We start from the raw sequence: 16447 nt of genomic DNA, 5'->3' as shown, positions 1-16447 counted from the left end.
TGGCGGGCGATCGGACGCCGGAGCGAATCCGGGCCGGTGCCGGGGTGGGTGAACTCCCGGTACGAAAAGGCGTGTTGATCGCCAATGGGGGGTGGTCTGAGTCATGATCGTCCTGAGATGGTCGACACCTCCCGGGGCGATGTCCCCGCAAGCCCTGACGAAGAGCCGCGCGGCTGCCTCTTCGCGCTCTCCCAGCCGCCTTTGATGATCTTCCTCGCGGTGGTCGGCAGCCTGTTGCTGATGGCCGCGTTGCACGATCTCTTCATGCTGTGAGCGGTCAGCCGGCCGCTTCCTTGCGGCGTGCCCGGTACGCGGCCACATGCAGACGATTGCCGCAGGTGCGGCTGGAGCAGTAGCGGCGGGAGCGGTTGCGGGACAGGTCCACGAAGGCGTGCCGGCAGTCCGGTGCCTCGCACCTGCGCAGCCGTTCCTGCTCGCCGGCCACCACGATGAAGGCCAGCGCCATGCCGCAGTCGGCGGCGAGGTGGTCGGCGATCGACGCGTCCGGGGCGAAGTAGTGCACATGCCAGTCGTAGCCGTCGTGATTGCTGAGCTGGGGAGTGGTGCCGGCGGCGGCGACGAGCGCGTTGACGAGCGAGGCGGCGGTCCGGGCGTCGTCGGTCGCGAAGATCTCGGCGAAGCGCGCCCGTACGTCCCGTACCGCCCGCAGGTCCTTGTCGTGGAGCTCGTCCACGCCGCTGATCCGATGGCGCCGCGCGAAGTCGTAGAGCGCGTCGATGCCGGCGAGGCCGTCGCCCCGCCCGCTCCCCGGCTGCCCGCCCTCCGGCGGCTCGCTCTCCGGTGCGGTGTTCACCAGTTCGACCACCGTGTCGAGGGCGATCCGGGTGTCGTGGGGGATCAGCACGCTTCAGCTCCCTGCCTCCGGCGGGCGGGTGTCCGCCGATGCGGGCTGACTCTACTGGCTCGGCCGGGCCGCACAGCGGCCCTGGACGGCCCGTGAGGGGTGCGGGGAGCGGATACCGGCCACGGGCGGGTACTTCATGGCCGGTGGGCGCCCCGCGGGACGCGAGGCGGGGAGTCGTGAGCCCCGGGCGCGCACCGGCGCCGTCACCACGGTGGATTCCGTGATGACGGCGCCGGTGTCCGCCTTATGAGGTTTTCCGCGCGGCGCCGTCTCCCCGAGTCGGACGGCGCCGTGCAGCTCTCGGCCTGGCTCAGCTCTCGGCCAGGATGTGTGAGAGCTCCGTATCGAGGTCGAAGTGACGATGCTCGGTGCCTGGCGGAACCGCGGCGTCGGTCCGCTTCAGGAACGACTCCAGGGCCCTCGCCGGGGCTTCGAGCAGGGCTTCGCCCTCTGGGGAGCTCAGCGCGATGCAGACGACGCCCTGGCCGTGACTACGGGATGGCCAGACGCGGACGTCTCCGGTGCCGGTGGGCCGGTGCAGCCCCTCGGCAAGGAGGTCGCGGGCGAATACCCATTCGACCGTCTCCTCCGCTCCGGTATGGAAGGTGGCGTGCACGGCATACGGATCGGCCGTGTCATACCGCAGGCCCGCGGGTACAGGCAGTGAGGACTCGCTCGACACAACGAGGCGCAGGTGCAGCTCGCAGCTGACCGTGGTGTTCATAAGCGCCAGGGCCTTTCGCTCAGTGTGCGCTCGGGGATTCGCACGTCGGCGAAATCGACATGCCACCTACGGTGGCGTTGTAAACCCCTCTGACCTTTTTGTGTTCCTTCAGGTAGCTCGTACGGCGGTGTGTAACTTTCGGTTATGCGGCCATTCCGGTGATGAAGGCCGTTCCGGTAGGTTGGCAGTCATGAATGCGGAGCGTGACGTGCGGAACGGGGACGCCGCGTCGGCGACACCGGTGTCCGGCACGGGGGACAGGGCGGACGGCGTGACGGGTGAAGTCACCGAGGGTGTGACCAAGGAGCGGGAGCTCGGCTCCAGGGCGCCCGGGTTCATCAAGGCGTCCAGGACGCTGCACCTGAGCTGGCAGGTCGGCGTCTTCATCGTCGGCCTCGCCGTGGTCGTGGCGGGCATCATCATGCTGCCCCTGCCCGGCCCCGGCTGGCTGGTGATCTTCGGCGGGATGGCGATCTGGGCGACCGAATTCGTCTGGGCGCAGCTGGTGCTCCGCTGGACCAGGCGGAAGGTGACCGAGGCCGCCCAGCGGGCGCTCGACCCCAAGGTCCGACGGCGCAACATCATCCTCACGTCGGTCGGCCTGGTGATCATCGCGGTGCTGGTGGGGATCTACGTCTGGAAGTTCGGCATCACCATGCCGTGGAAGATCCACGAGTGACCCGGGGGTGGTCATGGGGCGCCGCTGACATGGGGTAATGTTTGGCCTGCGCCCGGGCGATTAGCTCAGTGGGAGAGCGCTTCGTTCACACCGAAGAGGTCACTGGTTCGAACCCAGTATCGCCCACCCCGGACAGAGGGCCCGTGAGACTGCAGAGTCTTACGGGCCCTCTGCGTTTTCGGTTTCCGGCCGCCCCCGGCCCCTCACCGGTGTTCCGCTGAATGATTCACAAGCGCTTTCGCGAACGATTCAATCCATGCGGTAGCGGACGGTCCGGGTCCGCAAAACCCGGTGGGTCATCCGGATACCCCGGTCGGACGGAGTTCCGGGGTTGCGGGAATTCCCGGAAAGGGATCGGTCCTCGACGTCCGCGAGCAATGCCACGGACGATTCGAGGACTCCCCCGGGAATTCCCGCCGCAGAGGTGAGGGGCGCGAACTGCTCGATTTCACGGGCGAGTTCACACGGTCGCGTCCCGGGGCCGTCCCGTGATCCGGCCGGCCCCGTGCGACGCACCGTCAGCGCATCCGGCCCACGGACTCCCTCAGCCGTCGCGCATCGCGCAGGCGCTGCTCGTACGTCGCCCCGACCACCAGCAACAGCAGCCCGGCCACCGCGGGCGGCAGCCAGCGCGGCAGCGCACCGACCACCTGGACCACGTACGGCGCCAGTTCGTGCACGGCGTCCAGGCCCAGCACCGCGCCACCGACCAGCAGCAGCGCCTGGAGCCGCAGCCGGGCGCCCGCCAGGGTGATCACCAGGGCCGCCACACCGAGCAACAGCGGCCGCAGCCAGTGCGGATCGACCCAGGCCGCGAAGAGGCTCGGCACCAGCGTCACCGTGAGACCCGCCCCGTACGCCGTCCACGACGACGCCTCCGGGTCGCGGCGCCTGCGCAGCACACCGACCGCCAGGGCGGGCACCGTCACCGGCAGGGTGTACGCCTCCGGGTCCGACACCCCCGAGGCCGAGAGCCGCACCCAGGCCGCCAGGACGAACAGCGCCACCGCCAGGTACCCGGCCACCGGACGGCGCTCGGCCCGTACGGCCGTGCCCGCCGCGAGCACTCCGCCCAGCGCCAGCACCAGCGCCAGGAACGGCCGGTCCGGCACCGCCATGAACACCGCCACCGCGGCCGCCGTCGCGCCGGTCAGCTCGACCGGGAGGGCCGACGGGCGGTTCCGCAGCCGGGCCCCGAGCAGCACCGTCACCAGGGGGACGGCCAGCATCAGCGGTGCCGCCCGGTATCCGGCGAGTCCCAGCGACGCCCCGGCCGCACGGGCGAGCACCGTCGCGCACAGCACGGCCCCGCACGCCGACACCGACTGCGCGATCCGCAGCGTCCCCGCCGCGCGCGCCGCCTGGGCCCGCGGCAGTCCCCGGGTCGGCGTCGCGGTGTCGTCGAGCAGCACCGCGACCGCCCCGGACACCAGCAGCAGCACCGCGAACACCGCGTACGTGGCGGCCTGGGCCGCGAGTGCGAGAAGCCCCGTGCTCACCGCGCCGACCAGCCCGCACACCAGCGCGGCCGTCCCCACGGCGACCGCCCCGAGGCGCAGCGCCCGCACCGCCACCGCGAACACCGCGGCGACCAGCACCGACTGCGCCGCCACGGCCGGCGCGTACGACAGTCCCAGCACCGCGGGCAACGTGACGAGCCCCGCCCAGCAGAGCACCGTCGCGACGGTCCCCGCCGCGTTCCGCCAGGCCGGACCCGGCCGGACCGCCGGACCGGCCACCCGTACCAGCCGGTCCCACGACCGGTGCGCCAGGCCGAGCAGACCGGCCACCACCAGCAGCACCAGCGGGGCCGCGGTCAGCCGGGACCACGCCAGGCCCTCCGTGCCCAGGGCGGCCCGGACACCACCGTCCGGAGCGCCGGACCACACGTGGGCCAGCTGCGACACCGCGCCCATCAGCGACATCCCGACCGGCGGCGCCGAGGCCAGCACCGCGGCCGCGGTCACCGCCGACGAGGCCCACACCAGGCCCTGCCCGACCGGCCGGGGCAGCGGCGCCCGAACCGATGCCAACAGCACCACACCGCACAGCAGATAGACCAGCACCGACCAGTCCCACGCCATCCCGGCACGCAGCACACCGCCCACCGAGGCCACCCCGGACAACCCGGCCAGCACACCGCCGGCCACCGCGAGACCCCGGGGCGCACGCCAAGCCCCGAACAGCGCGATCACCGCGCCCACGAGCAGCAGCGCGGCCGGTGCCAACGCGTCCGGCACCGCATCGGCGGACACCGACTGCCCCAGGGCCACCGCCAGTCCCAGCAGGCCCGTCGCCCAGCCGCCGACGCAGGCCGTCACCCGGACCGCGAGGCCCGGCCCCCGTACCGCGATCGCGCAGTCCAGCGCCGCCGTCAGCAGCAGCGCCCAGCCGAACACCGAGGCACCCCCACCCGCCGACCAGGCCCACAGCAGCAGCGGCAGCTGAGCGCTCACCACCGCCAGGGGCAGCGGCAGCCGCAGCCGGTCGAGCAGCAGCCCGTACCCGGCCCACAGCACCGCCAGCACGGCCGAGGCGGCCGCGGCGAAACCGGGCCCGTCGGCGTCCGGCATCGCGACCCGGTGCAGCGCGTAGGCGTCGAGGACCATCAGCACGGAGGCCAGGGCGCCCAGCGACTCGGCCGTCGCGGACAGTCCGCGGCGCAGCAGCACGGCGGGGGCGGCGAGCGCCGCGAGCGTCACCACGGCGAGCACCGCCGAACGGCCGGCGATCCCCATGTGGCCCCAGCTGACCAGGGTGAAGGCGATCGCCGCGACCGTCAGCAGCAGACCGCCCAGGGTGAGCAGCACGTTCTGCGCGCTGCGTGGTCCGGCCTGCACGGCGGGAGACCCGGACGGAGGCGCGAACGGGGCCGGGGGCCGAGCCGCCGAGGGCGGCCCGAACGGGGCGGCGAACTGCGGAGCCGGCGGTCCGGCGGGCGGCCCGGCGGGAGGCGTCAGCACGCTCAGCAGCCAGGCACGGCGAACCAGCAACTGGGACCGGCGGGCGTCCAGCCGGGCCAGTTCGCGATCGAGGAGCGCCAATTCCTCGGCGGGTGGCGGCACATGTTCCATGAACGCGAGTGTGGCGCGAGCCACAGGTTCGGACATGCGCTCGGATACTCAGTTGCCCGGCTGAGTACGAGCAGACTGGGGGCATGGACTGGAGCCACTACCGATTCGTGAGTGTCTGGGACCTTCCCGCACCACCCGACGCCGTGTACGAGATCCTCGAACGCGCCGAGGACTACCCGCGCTGGTGGCCACAGGTCCGTGAGGTCACCCCGGTCGACGACGCCACCGGCACCACCCGCATCCGCTCGCTCCTCCCGTACGACCTCGTCATGACCGTCCGCGAACGCCGCCGCGACCCCCGGGCCGGGGTGATCGAGGCGACGCTCAGCGGTGATCTGGACGGCTGGATCCGGTGGACGGTCGGCCCGCACGACGGTGGCAGCCGGGCCGTCTACGAGCAGGAGGTCGAGGTGCGCCGACGGCTGATGCGGCTGCTGGCGGTACCCGGACGCCCGGTGTTCCGGGCCAATCACGCCCTGATGATGCGTGCCGGGCGGCGGGGTCTCGCGGCCTGGCTGGAAGCGGTTTGAACCTGACCCGCGGAGACCTGTATGGTTCAACCCGTTCCCGGGCGATTAGCTCAGTGGGAGAGCGCTTCGTTCACACCGAAGAGGTCACTGGTTCGAACCCAGTATCGCCCACCCGGAAGAAGCCGGTCCGTCAGCAGAATCGACGGACCGGCTTCTGCGTGTGCGCAAGCGGACACCGGCCATCCGGTCACGCCGCGGCGGGCAGCTCCGGGCGCAGCGGCCACGCCGGATCCACCGCCTCCGCCGTGCCGTTCTTCGCGAACCACGCCTGCAGCCCACGTGCCTGCGCCGCATGCCACCCGGCCTGCAAGGTGTGCAGCTCCGGTGGGGTCAGCCGGTCCAGCCGGGACGAGAACCGCCGCCCCACCGCCCGCACCAGCTCCAGCGAGGCCGCCGCGTCGGCCGCCGCGTCATGGGCGCCGTCGAGCACCACGCCGTACAGCTCGCAGAGATCGGTGAGGGTCCGCCGGCCCTTGCGGTAGCGGTCCAGATGCTTGTCGAGCACCCGCGGATCCAGCACGCACAGCGGGGAGTTCTGCAGATACGGCCCGAGCGACGAGGCGCGGTGGCGCTTCAGCTCCCGGTCCAGCAGCGTCAGGTCGAACGGCGCGTTCATCACGACCAGCGGGCGCCCCGCCGCGCACTGCTCGGCCAGCGCACGGGCTATCTCCTCCACCACCGGCGCCGGCCAGCGGCCGTTGCGCTGAAGGTGATCGTCGGTCAGACCGTGGATCTCGGTGGCCCCCACGGGTACCGGTATCCCCGGATTCACCAGCCAGCGGGTCACGCGCATCCGCCCGCCCGCCGCGTCCTGGACGACCAGGGCGGCCGAGACGATCCGGTCCCCCTCGACGTCGACTCCTGTTGTCTCGGTGTCAAAAGCGGCCAGCGGCCCCTCGTACCAGTGAGTCATCCCCGAACTCCTCGTGCCCGAACGGCAGATGTGTGATTCCTCTGCCCGGTCCGGTGATACCCGCGCCCTTTGCCTGATACGCCGTTTGCGGACCGTCCGGTGCGGTGACAACACAGGTGAGGGGTACGGAAGTTGTCCGTCGCCCCGCCCCGGAGAACCGATCGGCACAGCCCGGAAGGCACACGCAGCCATGGCGCTCGCGCAGCCCGAACCGAGCGGGCTGCTGTCCCAGCGGATCGAACCGCTGCGCGGCACACTCGCAACCACCGCCTGCATGGAGACGCTCCAGGTGGGCCATCTGCACGCCGTCGCGGCCGCGGCGGGGTGCTCCCTGTCGCAGCCCTTCCCCGACAACGGCATCGACTGGCATGTCAGCCACGGCGCCCCAGGCCATGCCGTGGACGACGAAGTGACCATAAAGGTGCAGCTCAAGTGCACCTACCAGATCCCGCCGAACCCGCCGGGACCGACATTCGCCTTCACGCTCGACAACGCCCACCTCGTGAAGCTGGCGCGGACACCCGTGTCGGTGCACAAGATCCTGGTCGTGATGATCGTGCCGCGCAGCCGGAGCGACTGGCTGCGCGCCGGACACGACCGGCTGGACCTGCGGCACTGCTGCTACTGGACCAACCTGGCCGGCCACGCGGTGACGGGCCGGCACCGGACGACCGTGCGGATCCCCACCTCGCGCATCTTCGACGACCGTGCGCTCTGCGAGATCATGACCCGCGTAGGGGCGGGAGGGAGGCCCTGATGCACCGGCCGATGGGCGAATACGACGACTGCGCGGACGGAGCGATCCCGCCGGCCATCCGCCCGCACCCCGCCGAGACCGCGGGACCGCGGGACGACGCATCCCGGCTCCCCTGGGGCGTCCCGGACCCCGCCCGCGTCGACCCCGCGGTGCTCGGCGCACTGCTCGGCCGGCACGGCTGGCAGCGCAGGGGCGGGGCGGCCGGGCGCTACAGCCGGTGGACCCCACCGGGCCCACCGGCCCCGTCCGGCGGCGGGACGAGCCTCCTGGTCCCCGACACCACCGCCTTCCCCGACAGCGAGGACCTCCTCGCCGAGGCGCTGACCGCGCTCGCCCGCAGCGCCGCACCCTCCGCCCGCGAGGTCCTGGTCTCCCTCGCCGTGCCCAGCGACGAGATCCGCTGGTGGCGCGAGGTCCCCGAAGAGGTCGCCGGCGCGGCCGGCTGGGCCGGGGCGGAGCGGCTGCACACCGCCGCCCGGCAGATACTGCTCGCCGGAGCCCTCGCCGTACGCGCGAACACCGGCTACCACGGCGCACGCCACCGCCGCAGGGCCCGGGCCGCGCTCGAAGGCCTCCTCGTCGGGCCCGCACCCGGCGGCCGTGAACTCACCGCGTTCGTGCCGGTGGAGCCGGGCCGCGCCGTCGCCGTACGCCTCCACCGGGCGCTGCACGCCACCCGCGAGGCCGTGGACTACCAGCGGGCCACCGGCGGCTACGAGGCCTTCGACACCGCCGTCGGGGCGGGCGTCAGCCGGGAGCTGACCGAGGCCGTCATCGCACTCGTCGGGGGCTCGGAAGGGGCCGGGATAGCGCTGGAGTGGGCACCCGCCGCCGGGACGCCCGAGGGATGCCCGGCGCGGCCCGAGCCGGTGGAGTTCTCCCCGGGCGACCTGCCGGCCCTGCGCCGGGCGGGCGCCCGCTACCTCCACGACGAGCCCGCCGTGCCGGTACGGATCACCGGCGCCGTCGTCCGGATGCGCCGCTCGGCACCGCGCGGCGCCGGGATCGTCCGGCTGCGGGTGCTGGCCGGCGCCGAGGTGCCGCACGTGCGGCTGGAGCTGGACGAGGAGGCGTACCGGATCGCCGGCCACGCCCACCTCGTGGGGCTGCCGATCCGGGTGGAGGGCAGGCTGGAGAGCCGCGGCGGCTTCCGGCGGCTGACGAGGACCTCGCACGTCGTGCCCGTGCAGGTCGACGACGCGGAACGGGACCGGCTGATGAAGTCGCTCCAGGAGAACGTCGACCAGTTCGAGGAGGCCTGCACCGGCGAATAGGGGCCGCGGGCCGGGGGCCCGCGGGGGAGCGGTGGGGCCGGCCGGCCAATCCGTTTCGCAGAGGGGGCCCGCTCCTCGGTACGATTCGTAGCGCACGCGCACTGTGAACGCGTGCGTTCCCCCTGAGTCAGGAGAGACCGGTGTCAGACGTCCGTGTGATCATCCAACGCGATTCCGAGCGGGAAGAGCGCGTGGTGACGACGGGCACTACGGCTGCCGAGCTCTTTCCCGGCGAGCGCACCGTTGTCGCCGCCCGGGTCGCCGGTGAGCTGAAGGACCTGGAGTACGTCGTCTCCGACGGCGAGGTCGTCGAGCCCGTCGGGATCTCCTCCGAGGACGGCCTGAACATCCTGCGGCACTCCACCGCGCACGTGATGGCGCAGGCCGTGCAGCAGCTCTTCCCCGAGGCCAAGCTGGGCATCGGTCCGCCGGTCAAGGACGGCTTCTACTACGACTTCGACGTCGAGAAGCCGTTCACCCCCGAGGACCTCAAGGCCATCGAGAAGAAGATGCAGGAGATCCAGAAGCGGGGCCAGAAGTTCTCCCGCCGGGTCGTGACGGACGAGGCGGCCCGCGAGGAGCTGGCCGGCGAGCCGTACAAGCTGGAGCTCATCGGCATCAAGGGCTCCGCCTCCTCCGACGACAGCGCGGACGTCGAGGTGGGCGGCGGCGAGCTGACCATCTACGACAACCTCGACCCGAAGACCGGCGACCTGTGCTGGAAGGACCTCTGCCGGGGTCCGCACCTGCCGACCACCCGGTTCATCCCGGCGTTCAAGCTGATGCGCAACGCCGCGGCGTACTGGCGCGGCAGCGAGAAGAACCCGATGCTCCAGCGCATCTACGGCACCGCGTGGCCCACCAAGGACGAGCTGAAGGCGCACCTGGAGTTCCTGGAGGAGGCCGCCAAGCGCGACCACCGCAAGCTCGGCAACGAGCTGGACCTCTTCTCCTTCCCGGACGAGATCGGCCCCGGTCTCGCGGTCTTCCACCCCAAGGGCGGCATCATCCGCCGCGCCATGGAGGACTACTCGCGCCGGCGCCACGAGGAGGAGGGCTACGAGTTCGTCTACTCCCCGCACGCCACCAAGGGCAAGCTCTTCGAGAAGTCCGGCCACCTGGACTGGTACGCCGACGGCATGTACCCGCCCATGCAGCTCGACGACGGGGTGGACTACTACCTCAAGCCGATGAACTGCCCGATGCACAACCTGATCTTCGACGCGCGCGGCCGTTCCTACCGTGAACTGCCGCTGCGTCTCTTCGAGTTCGGCACGGTGTACCGGTACGAGAAGTCCGGCGTGGTGCACGGTCTGACCCGCTCGCGCGGCTTCACGCAGGACGACGCGCACATCTACTGCACCAAGGAGCAGATGGCCGAGGAGCTCGACCGGACGCTCACCTTCGTCCTGAACCTGCTCCGCGACTACGGCCTGACCGACTTCTACCTGGAGCTCTCCACCAAGGACCCGGAGAAGTTCGTCGGCTCCGACGAGATCTGGGAAGAGGCCACCGAGACGCTGCGCCAGGTCGCCGAGAAGCAGGGCCTGCCGCTGGTCCCGGACCCGGGCGGCGCCGCGTTCTACGGCCCGAAGATCTCGGTGCAGTGCAAGGACGCCATCGGCCGCACCTGGCAGATGTCGACCGTGCAGCTCGACTTCAACCTGCCGGAGCGCTTCGACCTGGAGTACACCGGTCCGGACGGCACCAAGCAGCGCCCGGTCATGATCCACCGTGCCCTGTTCGGCTCCATCGAGCGGTTCTTCGCGGTGCTGCTGGAGCACTACGCGGGCGCGTTCCCGGTGTGGCTGGCCCCGGTCCAGGCGATGGGCATCCCGATCGGTGACGCACACATCCCGTACCTCCAGGAGTTCGCGGCCAAGGCCCGCAAGAAGGGGCTGCGGGTCGACGTGGACGCTTCCTCGGACCGGATGCAGAAGAAGATCCGGAACCAGCAGAAGGCCAAGGTGCCCTTCATGATCATCGCGGGCGACGAGGACATGGCCAACGGCGCCGTCTCCTTCCGCTACCGCGACGGATCGCAGGAGAACGGCATCCCGGTCGAGGACGCCATCGCCAAGATCCAGAAGGCCGTCGAGGACCGCGTCCAGGTCTGACGGACACCTCGAAGGCGAGAGGCCCCCGGAGAGCTAACCGCCCTCCGGGGGCCTCTTCTCGTCCTCCCGCCGGAAGACCTGGAGCAGCCATGACGAGAACGACCCCGTCACCGCCCCCAGCAGCGCCAGCCCGCACATCATCAGCCCCGTGGCGACGATCCGGCCCCCCGGCGTGACCGGCACCGCGTCCCCGTACCCCACCGTCGTGAGCGTCTCGCACGCCCACCACACCGCGTCGCCGAAGGTATGGATCGTGGAGTCCGGGACCTTGTGTTCCTGGTGGTAGACCGCGAGCGCCGCCGAGAAGCCGAGCAGCAGGGCCGATGCTCCGGCGTAGCTGATCACGCGCGCGTACAGGCTCAGCCGCGGCTGCTCCCGGCGCTGCTGGACCGCGCTGTAGACCCGGATCAGGCGCAGCGGCCGCAGCAGCGGAAGCAGCAGCACCAGCGTGTCCAGCCAGTGCACCCGGACGAAGCGGTGGCCGAGGCCGCTGAGCCGGAGCCGTACGGAGTAGTCCGCCGCGAAGACCAGCCAGGTGACGCCGACCAGGGTGAGGGCGATGTCCCGCCAGGGTTCGGCGTCGTCGGGGGCGAGGACCCGGACCGCGTAGCCGAGCAGGAAGATCAGCGAAATGCCGAGGAGCGGCACCTCGGTGCGCTGTTCCCAGAGCAGGAGGCGAGGAGGGGCGGAGTCGGCGGACCGGTCGCTCATCGCCTCAGCATCGCCGTAGGCCCACTGGTGCGGCCCCGGCGACACGCACCCCGGGAGTGAAGCAATATGCTGATCGCCATGACGAGTGAGCCGGAGCAGCAGATCGGAGTGGGAACGCCCGACGCGTTCCAGCGCCTGTGGACGCCCCACCGGATGGCGTACATCCAGGGCGAGAACAAGCCGACCGGTCCGGAGGCCGGCGACGGCTGTCCGTTCTGCGGGATCCCGTCGAGTTCGGACGAGGACGGGCTCGTCGTCGCGCGCGGCAAGTACGTCTACGCCGTGCTGAACCTGTATCCGTACAACGGCGGCCATCTGATGGTGGTGCCGTACCGGCACGTCGCGGACTACACGGAGCTGGACGGTCCGGAGACCATGGAGCTGGCCGACTTCACCAAGCGGGCGATGGTGGCGCTGCGGGCGGCCTCGGGGGCGCACGGATTCAACATCGGCATGAACCAGGGGTCGGTGGCGGGGGCCGGGATCGCGGCCCATCTGCACCAGCATCTGGTACCGCGCTGGGGTGGCGACACCAACTTCATGCCGGTGGTCGGCCACACGAAGGTGCTGCCGCAGCTGCTCGCCGACACCCGCAAGATGCTGGCCGACGCCTGGCCGGCCGCCTGATCCCGGCATCGTCCTGCGCAAGGGCCGCCCCGGCTGTTTCCCGCCGGGGCGGCCTTCGCGTGCCGGGGCGCCCGGCTACGCGTCGTACAGGTCGGCCTTGCGCGGGGTCGGGTCCTGCACCGCGCCGCTCAGTATCATCGAGCGGTTGTCGAAGCGCTCGATATCGACGCCGTTCTCCTTGAGGACGCGCAGGGCGGCGCTGTGGACGGCGCGCAGGACCGGCGTCGCGGCACGCATCGCGTCGTCCGCCATGAAGCGGTGGCGCCACGGCTTCTCCGCCCAGGCGTGGCGCAGGCCGAACGGCTCGGGCAGGGCGATCTTGCCGCCCAGGTAGTCCAGCAGCGGCGGATACCAGGTGAACGGGGCGCGCAGGGCGAGCCGGACGACCTCGCTGGGCTCGACCAGCGGAAGGGTTATGTCGCGGGTCTCCCAGAACCGGACGGTCTTGTTGACCGTCTTGGTCTTGGCCGCGGGCTTGCTGGTGAACAGCGAGTGGACCGGGCCGAGCGCGTGTCCGGTGACCTCGATGCGCAGGGTCTCGTGGAGCACCGTGACCGTGATCATCATCGTGATGATCAACTGGCCTTCCCAGAGGGTGAACTGGACACCCAGATAGTGCCGGTCGCCGCTGCCGAACTGCTGGTGGTTGCAGATCCGCTGTATCTCGTGCGGCTTGACCTGGAAGGTGGCGACGTCCTCGCCGTCGGGGCGGGAGACCGAGCCGGCGTTCTCCCCGACGGGGGACACGATCCAGTGGGTGACCGATGGAGTGGGGAACCCCCCGGTGTTCAGCGGGCCGCGCTCCAGCACCTTGAGCTGGTCGTGGATGGCGCGGATCAGGTCCCAGCTGCGGAACTGGTGGAACTCCTTGCCGGGTTCCTTGGAGACGAGCTCCTCGGCGAGCTGCCAGCTGCCCCAGCGGGTGCCCATGCCGAGGATGCCCTTGGGACCCGCGTAGAAGACCGAGTTGGACTGCTGCTCGGCGGTGAGCTTCTCCAGGCCCTGGCGGAGCGCCTCGCGGGAGGTCTCGTTCGGGTTCTTCGGCACGGCCTCGGGGATCTTGGCGACGACGCCGCCGCCCGAGAGGAGCCCCTCCCAGCGGGCCCGCATGTCCTTGGCGGAGGCCTCGGCGATCCGCTTGGCGATGAACCAGCCGATCACGGGGGCGATGATCATCGCCCGGACGTAGAGCGCCAGGAATCCATTGAGCGGCAGGCCGACCAGGAGGACCAGCGCCACGATGCCGATGATCGGCAGCAGCGCGCTGCCCAGGGCGGAGAGGGCCTTGTCCTTGGTGCCGCCTAGAAGGTCGCGCAGGCGGAAGGCGAGGACCCACAGGATCATGCCGGGCAGGAAGACGAAGCCGAACAGCGCGGTGACGGCGGTGAGTTTGGTGTCGCGGCTCTTGCGGAGGCGGCTCGCGGACAGGCAGTGCTCGACGACCGTCTGCGGGTCGGTCCCGAAGGACTGGATGAGGGCGCCGCGGGCGCCGCCCAGCATGCGTTCCTGGACGGCGCGGGAGAACGCCTCGCCGAGATTGGGCTTGAAATAGTCGGACTTGAAGAGCTTGGAACGGCCCACCTTGACTTCGGACTTGTGCCATTCGCTGTTGGCTTCAAGGATCTTCTCCACCGGGCTGTCCCGGTACGCGGCGGAGGCGAGGGCGCTCGTCGCCACCGCCTGTCCGCCCGAACCCTGGAGCGGGATCTGTGCTCCGGGAGAGAAATCGAATCCGTCGCTGGCCACTGTCGCCCCCACTCACCGCCGAGGAACTGCTCCTGCGGCTGTTTCCCAACTGCCGTGCCCGGCACACCTTCTGAGCTGGGACCAAAGCGTATCGTCCGGATCGCCGCGCCGCCCGCCCCTGTGGACAAAGACGGGCGGCATGGCCGGTCATGAGTCGTTCGGGTCGTTCTCCGGCCGTCCCCGGAGGCGTTCGGCGAGCTGCGGGGGCATCGCTTCGTGCCGGGCGTACGCCCGGTCGAACCGGCCGGCGCCATGGGAGAGGGAGCGCAGGTCGACCGCGTACCGGCCGATCTCCAGCTCGGGCACCTCGGCCCGCACCAGGGTGCGGCCGGTGCCGGACTGCTCGGTCCCGATCACCCTGCCGCGCCGTCCGGACAGATCGCTCATCACCGGCCCGACATAGTCGTCGGGGACCAGGACCCGGACCTCGGCGACGGGTTCGAGGAGCTGGATACGGGTGTCCGCGGCGGCCTCGCGCAGCGCCAGCGCGCCCGCGGTCTGGAACGCCGCGTCGGAGGAGTCCACCGAGTGGGACTTGCCGTCCCGCAGCGTGATGCGCACATCGACGAGCGGATGGCCGGCCGAGACCCCGCGGGCGGCCTGCGCCCGCACCCCCTTCTCGACGGACGGGACGAACTGACGTGGCACCGCCCCGCCGACCACCCTGTCGACGAATTCGATGCCCGAGCCCGGAGGCAGCGGCTCCACGTCGATCTCGCAGATGGCGTACTGGCCGTGGCCGCCGGACTGCTTCACATGCCTGCCGCGCCCGGTCGACGGGGCGGCGAAGGTCTCACGGAGCGGCACCCTGTGCGGTACGGCGTCGACCTGGACGCCGTAGCGGCTGCGCAACCGGTCCAGCGCCACGTCCTGGTGGACCTCGCCGAGGCACCACAGGACCACCTGATGGGTGTCCTGATTCTGCTCCAGGCGCATGGTCGGGTCCTCGGCGACCAGCCGGGCGAGCCCCTGGGAGAGCTTGTCGTCGTCCGCCTTGCTGTGCGCCTCGATGGCCAGCGGAAGCAGCGGGTCCGGTGTGGTCCAGGGATCGAGCAGCAGCGGCCGGTCCGGATCGGAGAGGGTGTCCCCGGTCTCGGCACCGCCCAGTTTGGCGACGCTGGCCAGATCCCCCGCGATGCAGGCGGTGACCGGGCGCTGCTGCTTGCCGAAGGGGGAGGAGAGCGCCCCGACGCGCACCTCGGTCTCGTGGAAGGGCCGGGGCTCGTGACCGGGATCGGTGAGTCCGTGGCCGAAGACATGGACGGTCTGGTCGGGCCGCAGGGTGCCGGAGAAGACCCGGACCAGCGAGACCCGGCCGACGTAGGGGTCGGAGGCCGTCTTGACGACCTCGGCGACGAGCGGGCCGTCCGGGTCGCAGGCCAACACCGGCGGCGACGCCCCGTGCAGCGGGGTGACATCGGGAAGCGGGCGCTCCGGCGGGGCCGGGAAGCCGCCGGTGATCAGGTCCAGCAGCTCGACGGTGCCGATGCCCTGGCGGGCGCCCGGAGCGGCGGGGGCGGCGGTGAGGACCGGGTGGAAGGTGCCCCGGGCCACGGCGCGCTCCAGGTCGTCGACGAGTGTCTCGATGTCGACCTCGGCCCCGTCGAGGTACCGGTCCATCAGGGTCTCGTCCTCGCTCTCGGCGATGATCCCCTCGACGAGGCGGTTGCGGGCCTCCTGGAGAGCCGGCAGCTGGTCCTCGGCGGGCGGGTTCTCCCGCCGCTCGCCCGAGGAGTAGTCGAAGATCCGCCGGCCGAGGAGTCCGGTGAGCCCGGTGAGCGGGGCGTGCCCGTCCGCGCCCTCGGGGCCCTGGACGGGCAGGTGGAGCGGGAGCACGGCATCGGGGTCGTCACCGCCGAAGATCTCACCGCAGATCCGGGTCATCTCCTCGAACGAGGTGCGTGCCGTGTCCAGATGGGTGACGACGACGGCGCGCGGCATGCCGACGGCCGCGCACTCCTCCCAGACGGCACGGGTGGCACCGGCCACCGCGTCGGCCTCCTGCGCGGCGGACACGATGAACAGGGCCGCGTCCGCCGCGCGCAGACCGGCCCTGAGTTCCCCGACGAAATCCGCGTAGCCGGGGGTGTCCAGCAGATTGATCTTGTACCCGCCCCATTCGACGGGGACCAGGGAGAGCTGTACGGAACGCTGCTGGCGGTGTTCGATCTCGTCGTAGTCGGAGACGGTGGCGCCGTCCTCGACCCGGCCCGCCCGGTTGACGGCGCCCGCGGTCTGCGCGAGCGCCTCGACGAGCGTGGTCTTTCCGGAGCCGCTGTGGCCGACCAGCACCACATTCCGTACGGATGAGGGCCGGCCGGCCGTCGCTGCCCTGCCGGCGGCCCCGGTGTGTGCGTGTGTCCTGTCGCCCATGATGCGTGCCTCCCAGATAGTGGCGGGGAGCGGAAGAAAACCGACGCGATGTGGGGA

At 71.4% G+C, this 16447-nt stretch carries 14 protein-coding genes and 2 tRNA genes; 9 read left to right on the top strand and 7 right to left on the bottom strand.

The annotated features are described in order from the left end of the window. Positions 1-117: 117 nt before the first annotated feature. Entirely contained in the window at positions 118-273 is a 156-nt protein-coding gene (locus tag ACGF8B_RS16130) for a hypothetical protein (RefSeq protein ID WP_266917187.1), read from the top strand. Positions 274-277: 4 nt separating this feature from the next. Here the strand turns inward: ACGF8B_RS16130 and ACGF8B_RS16125 are convergent, their stop codons facing one another. Next, the gene (locus ACGF8B_RS16125) at positions 278-865 is read right to left on the bottom strand and encodes a CGNR zinc finger domain-containing protein (RefSeq protein ID WP_392738692.1); all 588 of its coding nucleotides are present in this window, start codon (positions 863-865) and stop codon (positions 278-280) included. 310 nt (positions 866-1175) lie between these two features. Further along, a complete protein-coding gene (locus ACGF8B_RS16120; RefSeq protein ID WP_003959770.1) occupies positions 1176-1589 on the bottom strand; it encodes an SsgA family sporulation/cell division regulator in 414 nt (137 codons plus the stop codon). Positions 1590-1779: 190 nt separating this feature from the next. Here ACGF8B_RS16120 and ACGF8B_RS16115 point away from each other — a divergent pair, with 190 nt between their 5' ends. Together ACGF8B_RS16115 and ACGF8B_RS16110 are read left to right on the top strand one after the other, a co-directional pair. Then, positions 1780-2268 carry a TIGR02611 family protein gene (locus ACGF8B_RS16115; protein ID WP_365475517.1) on the top strand — a complete coding sequence of 163 codons (489 nt, stop codon included), beginning with the start codon at positions 1780-1782 and terminating at the stop codon, positions 2266-2268. Positions 2269-2322: 54 nt separating this feature from the next. After that, positions 2323-2394: transfer RNA gene (locus ACGF8B_RS16110), tRNA-Val, on the top strand. A 392-nt stretch (positions 2395-2786) separates the two neighbouring features. Here the strand turns inward: ACGF8B_RS16110 and ACGF8B_RS16105 are convergent. After that, a complete protein-coding gene (locus ACGF8B_RS16105; protein WP_392738690.1) occupies positions 2787-5342 on the bottom strand; it encodes an SCO7613 C-terminal domain-containing membrane protein in 2556 nt (851 codons plus the stop codon). 83 nt (positions 5343-5425) lie between these two features. On the opposite strand from ACGF8B_RS16105, the gene ACGF8B_RS16100 reads away from it, so the two are divergent. After that, a complete protein-coding gene (locus ACGF8B_RS16100) occupies positions 5426-5872 on the top strand; it encodes an SRPBCC family protein (protein ID WP_392738687.1) in 447 nt (148 codons plus the stop codon). A 39-nt stretch (positions 5873-5911) separates the two neighbouring features. Next, positions 5912-5983: transfer RNA gene (locus tag ACGF8B_RS16095), tRNA-Val, on the top strand. 76 nt (positions 5984-6059) lie between these two features. Here ACGF8B_RS16095 and ACGF8B_RS16090 read toward each other — a convergent pair. After that, positions 6060-6785, bottom strand: coding sequence for a 3'-5' exonuclease (locus ACGF8B_RS16090; protein WP_366108951.1), 726 nt, complete (start codon positions 6783-6785; stop codon positions 6060-6062). A gap of 190 nt (positions 6786-6975) precedes the next feature. On the opposite strand from ACGF8B_RS16090, the gene ACGF8B_RS16085 reads away from it, so the two are divergent. The 3 genes from ACGF8B_RS16085 (at position 6976) to thrS (ending at position 10933) form a co-directional block, all read left to right on the top strand. Continuing rightward, on the top strand, positions 6976-7542 hold the full coding sequence (locus ACGF8B_RS16085) for a DUF4365 domain-containing protein (protein WP_392738684.1): 567 nt from the start codon (positions 6976-6978) through the stop codon (positions 7540-7542). After that, positions 7542-8816, top strand: a complete 1275-nt coding sequence (locus ACGF8B_RS16080) for a hypothetical protein (protein ID WP_392738682.1) — start codon at positions 7542-7544, stop codon at positions 8814-8816. Before ACGF8B_RS16085 ends, ACGF8B_RS16080 begins: the two co-directional genes overlap by 1 nt. 140 nt (positions 8817-8956) lie before the next feature. Then, positions 8957-10933, top strand: coding sequence for a threonine--tRNA ligase (gene thrS, locus ACGF8B_RS16075; RefSeq protein WP_392738679.1), 1977 nt, complete (start codon positions 8957-8959; stop codon positions 10931-10933). Positions 10934-10966: 33 nt separating this feature from the next. On the opposite strand, the gene ACGF8B_RS16070 is transcribed toward thrS, so the two are convergent. Next, entirely contained in the window at positions 10967-11644 is a 678-nt protein-coding gene (locus tag ACGF8B_RS16070; protein ID WP_392738676.1) for a potassium channel family protein, read from the bottom strand. Positions 11645-11710: 66 nt separating this feature from the next. On the opposite strand from ACGF8B_RS16070, the gene ACGF8B_RS16065 reads away from it, so the two are divergent. After that, positions 11711-12271, top strand: a complete 561-nt coding sequence (locus ACGF8B_RS16065) for an HIT family protein (RefSeq protein ID WP_384755543.1) — start codon at positions 11711-11713, stop codon at positions 12269-12271. Positions 12272-12346: 75 nt separating this feature from the next. Here ACGF8B_RS16065 and ACGF8B_RS16060 read toward each other — a convergent pair whose 3' ends face one another. Next, positions 12347-14017 (bottom strand): hypothetical protein, encoded by a 1671-nt coding sequence (locus tag ACGF8B_RS16060; RefSeq protein WP_392738673.1) that lies wholly within the window; start codon positions 14015-14017, stop codon positions 12347-12349. Positions 14018-14164: 147 nt separating this feature from the next. Next, entirely contained in the window at positions 14165-16390 is a 2226-nt protein-coding gene (locus tag ACGF8B_RS16055) for an elongation factor G-like protein EF-G2 (RefSeq protein WP_392738670.1), read from the bottom strand. Positions 16391-16447: the final 57 nt, after the last annotated feature.

It is taken from the genome of Streptomyces sp. NPDC047917 (genome assembly GCF_043204345.1).
GTDB classification, from domain to species: domain Bacteria; phylum Actinomycetota; class Actinomycetes; order Streptomycetales; family Streptomycetaceae; genus Streptomyces; species Streptomyces sanglieri.
The sequence above is the reverse complement of the archived record's forward strand: the minus strand, read 5'-3'. Positions and strand labels throughout refer to the sequence as shown.

Bases quoted from the DNA above. Each gene is read 5' to 3' on its own strand.
- ACGF8B_RS16080 (WP_392738682.1), top strand. From the start codon at position 7,542: ATGCACCGGCCGATGGGCGAATACGACGACTGCGCGGACGGAGCGATC.
- ACGF8B_RS16070 (WP_392738676.1), bottom strand. From the start codon at position 11,644: ATGAGCGACCGGTCCGCCGACTCCGCCCCTCCTCGCCTCCTGCTCTGG.
- ACGF8B_RS16065 (WP_384755543.1), top strand. From the start codon at position 11,711: ATGCTGATCGCCATGACGAGTGAGCCGGAGCAGCAGATCGGAGTGGGA.
- ACGF8B_RS16115 (WP_365475517.1), top strand. From the start codon at position 1,780: ATGAATGCGGAGCGTGACGTGCGGAACGGGGACGCCGCGTCGGCGACA.
- ACGF8B_RS16090 (WP_366108951.1), bottom strand. From the start codon at position 6,785: ATGACTCACTGGTACGAGGGGCCGCTGGCCGCTTTTGACACCGAGACA.
- ACGF8B_RS16130 (WP_266917187.1), top strand. From the start codon at position 118: ATGGTCGACACCTCCCGGGGCGATGTCCCCGCAAGCCCTGACGAAGAG.
- ACGF8B_RS16100 (WP_392738687.1), top strand. From the start codon at position 5,426: ATGGACTGGAGCCACTACCGATTCGTGAGTGTCTGGGACCTTCCCGCA.
- ACGF8B_RS16085 (WP_392738684.1), top strand. From the start codon at position 6,976: ATGGCGCTCGCGCAGCCCGAACCGAGCGGGCTGCTGTCCCAGCGGATC.
- ACGF8B_RS16105 (WP_392738690.1), bottom strand. From the start codon at position 5,342: ATGGAACATGTGCCGCCACCCGCCGAGGAATTGGCGCTCCTCGATCGC.
- ACGF8B_RS16055 (WP_392738670.1), bottom strand. From the start codon at position 16,390: ATGGGCGACAGGACACACGCACACACCGGGGCCGCCGGCAGGGCAGCG.
- ACGF8B_RS16120 (WP_003959770.1), bottom strand. From the start codon at position 1,589: ATGAACACCACGGTCAGCTGCGAGCTGCACCTGCGCCTCGTTGTGTCG.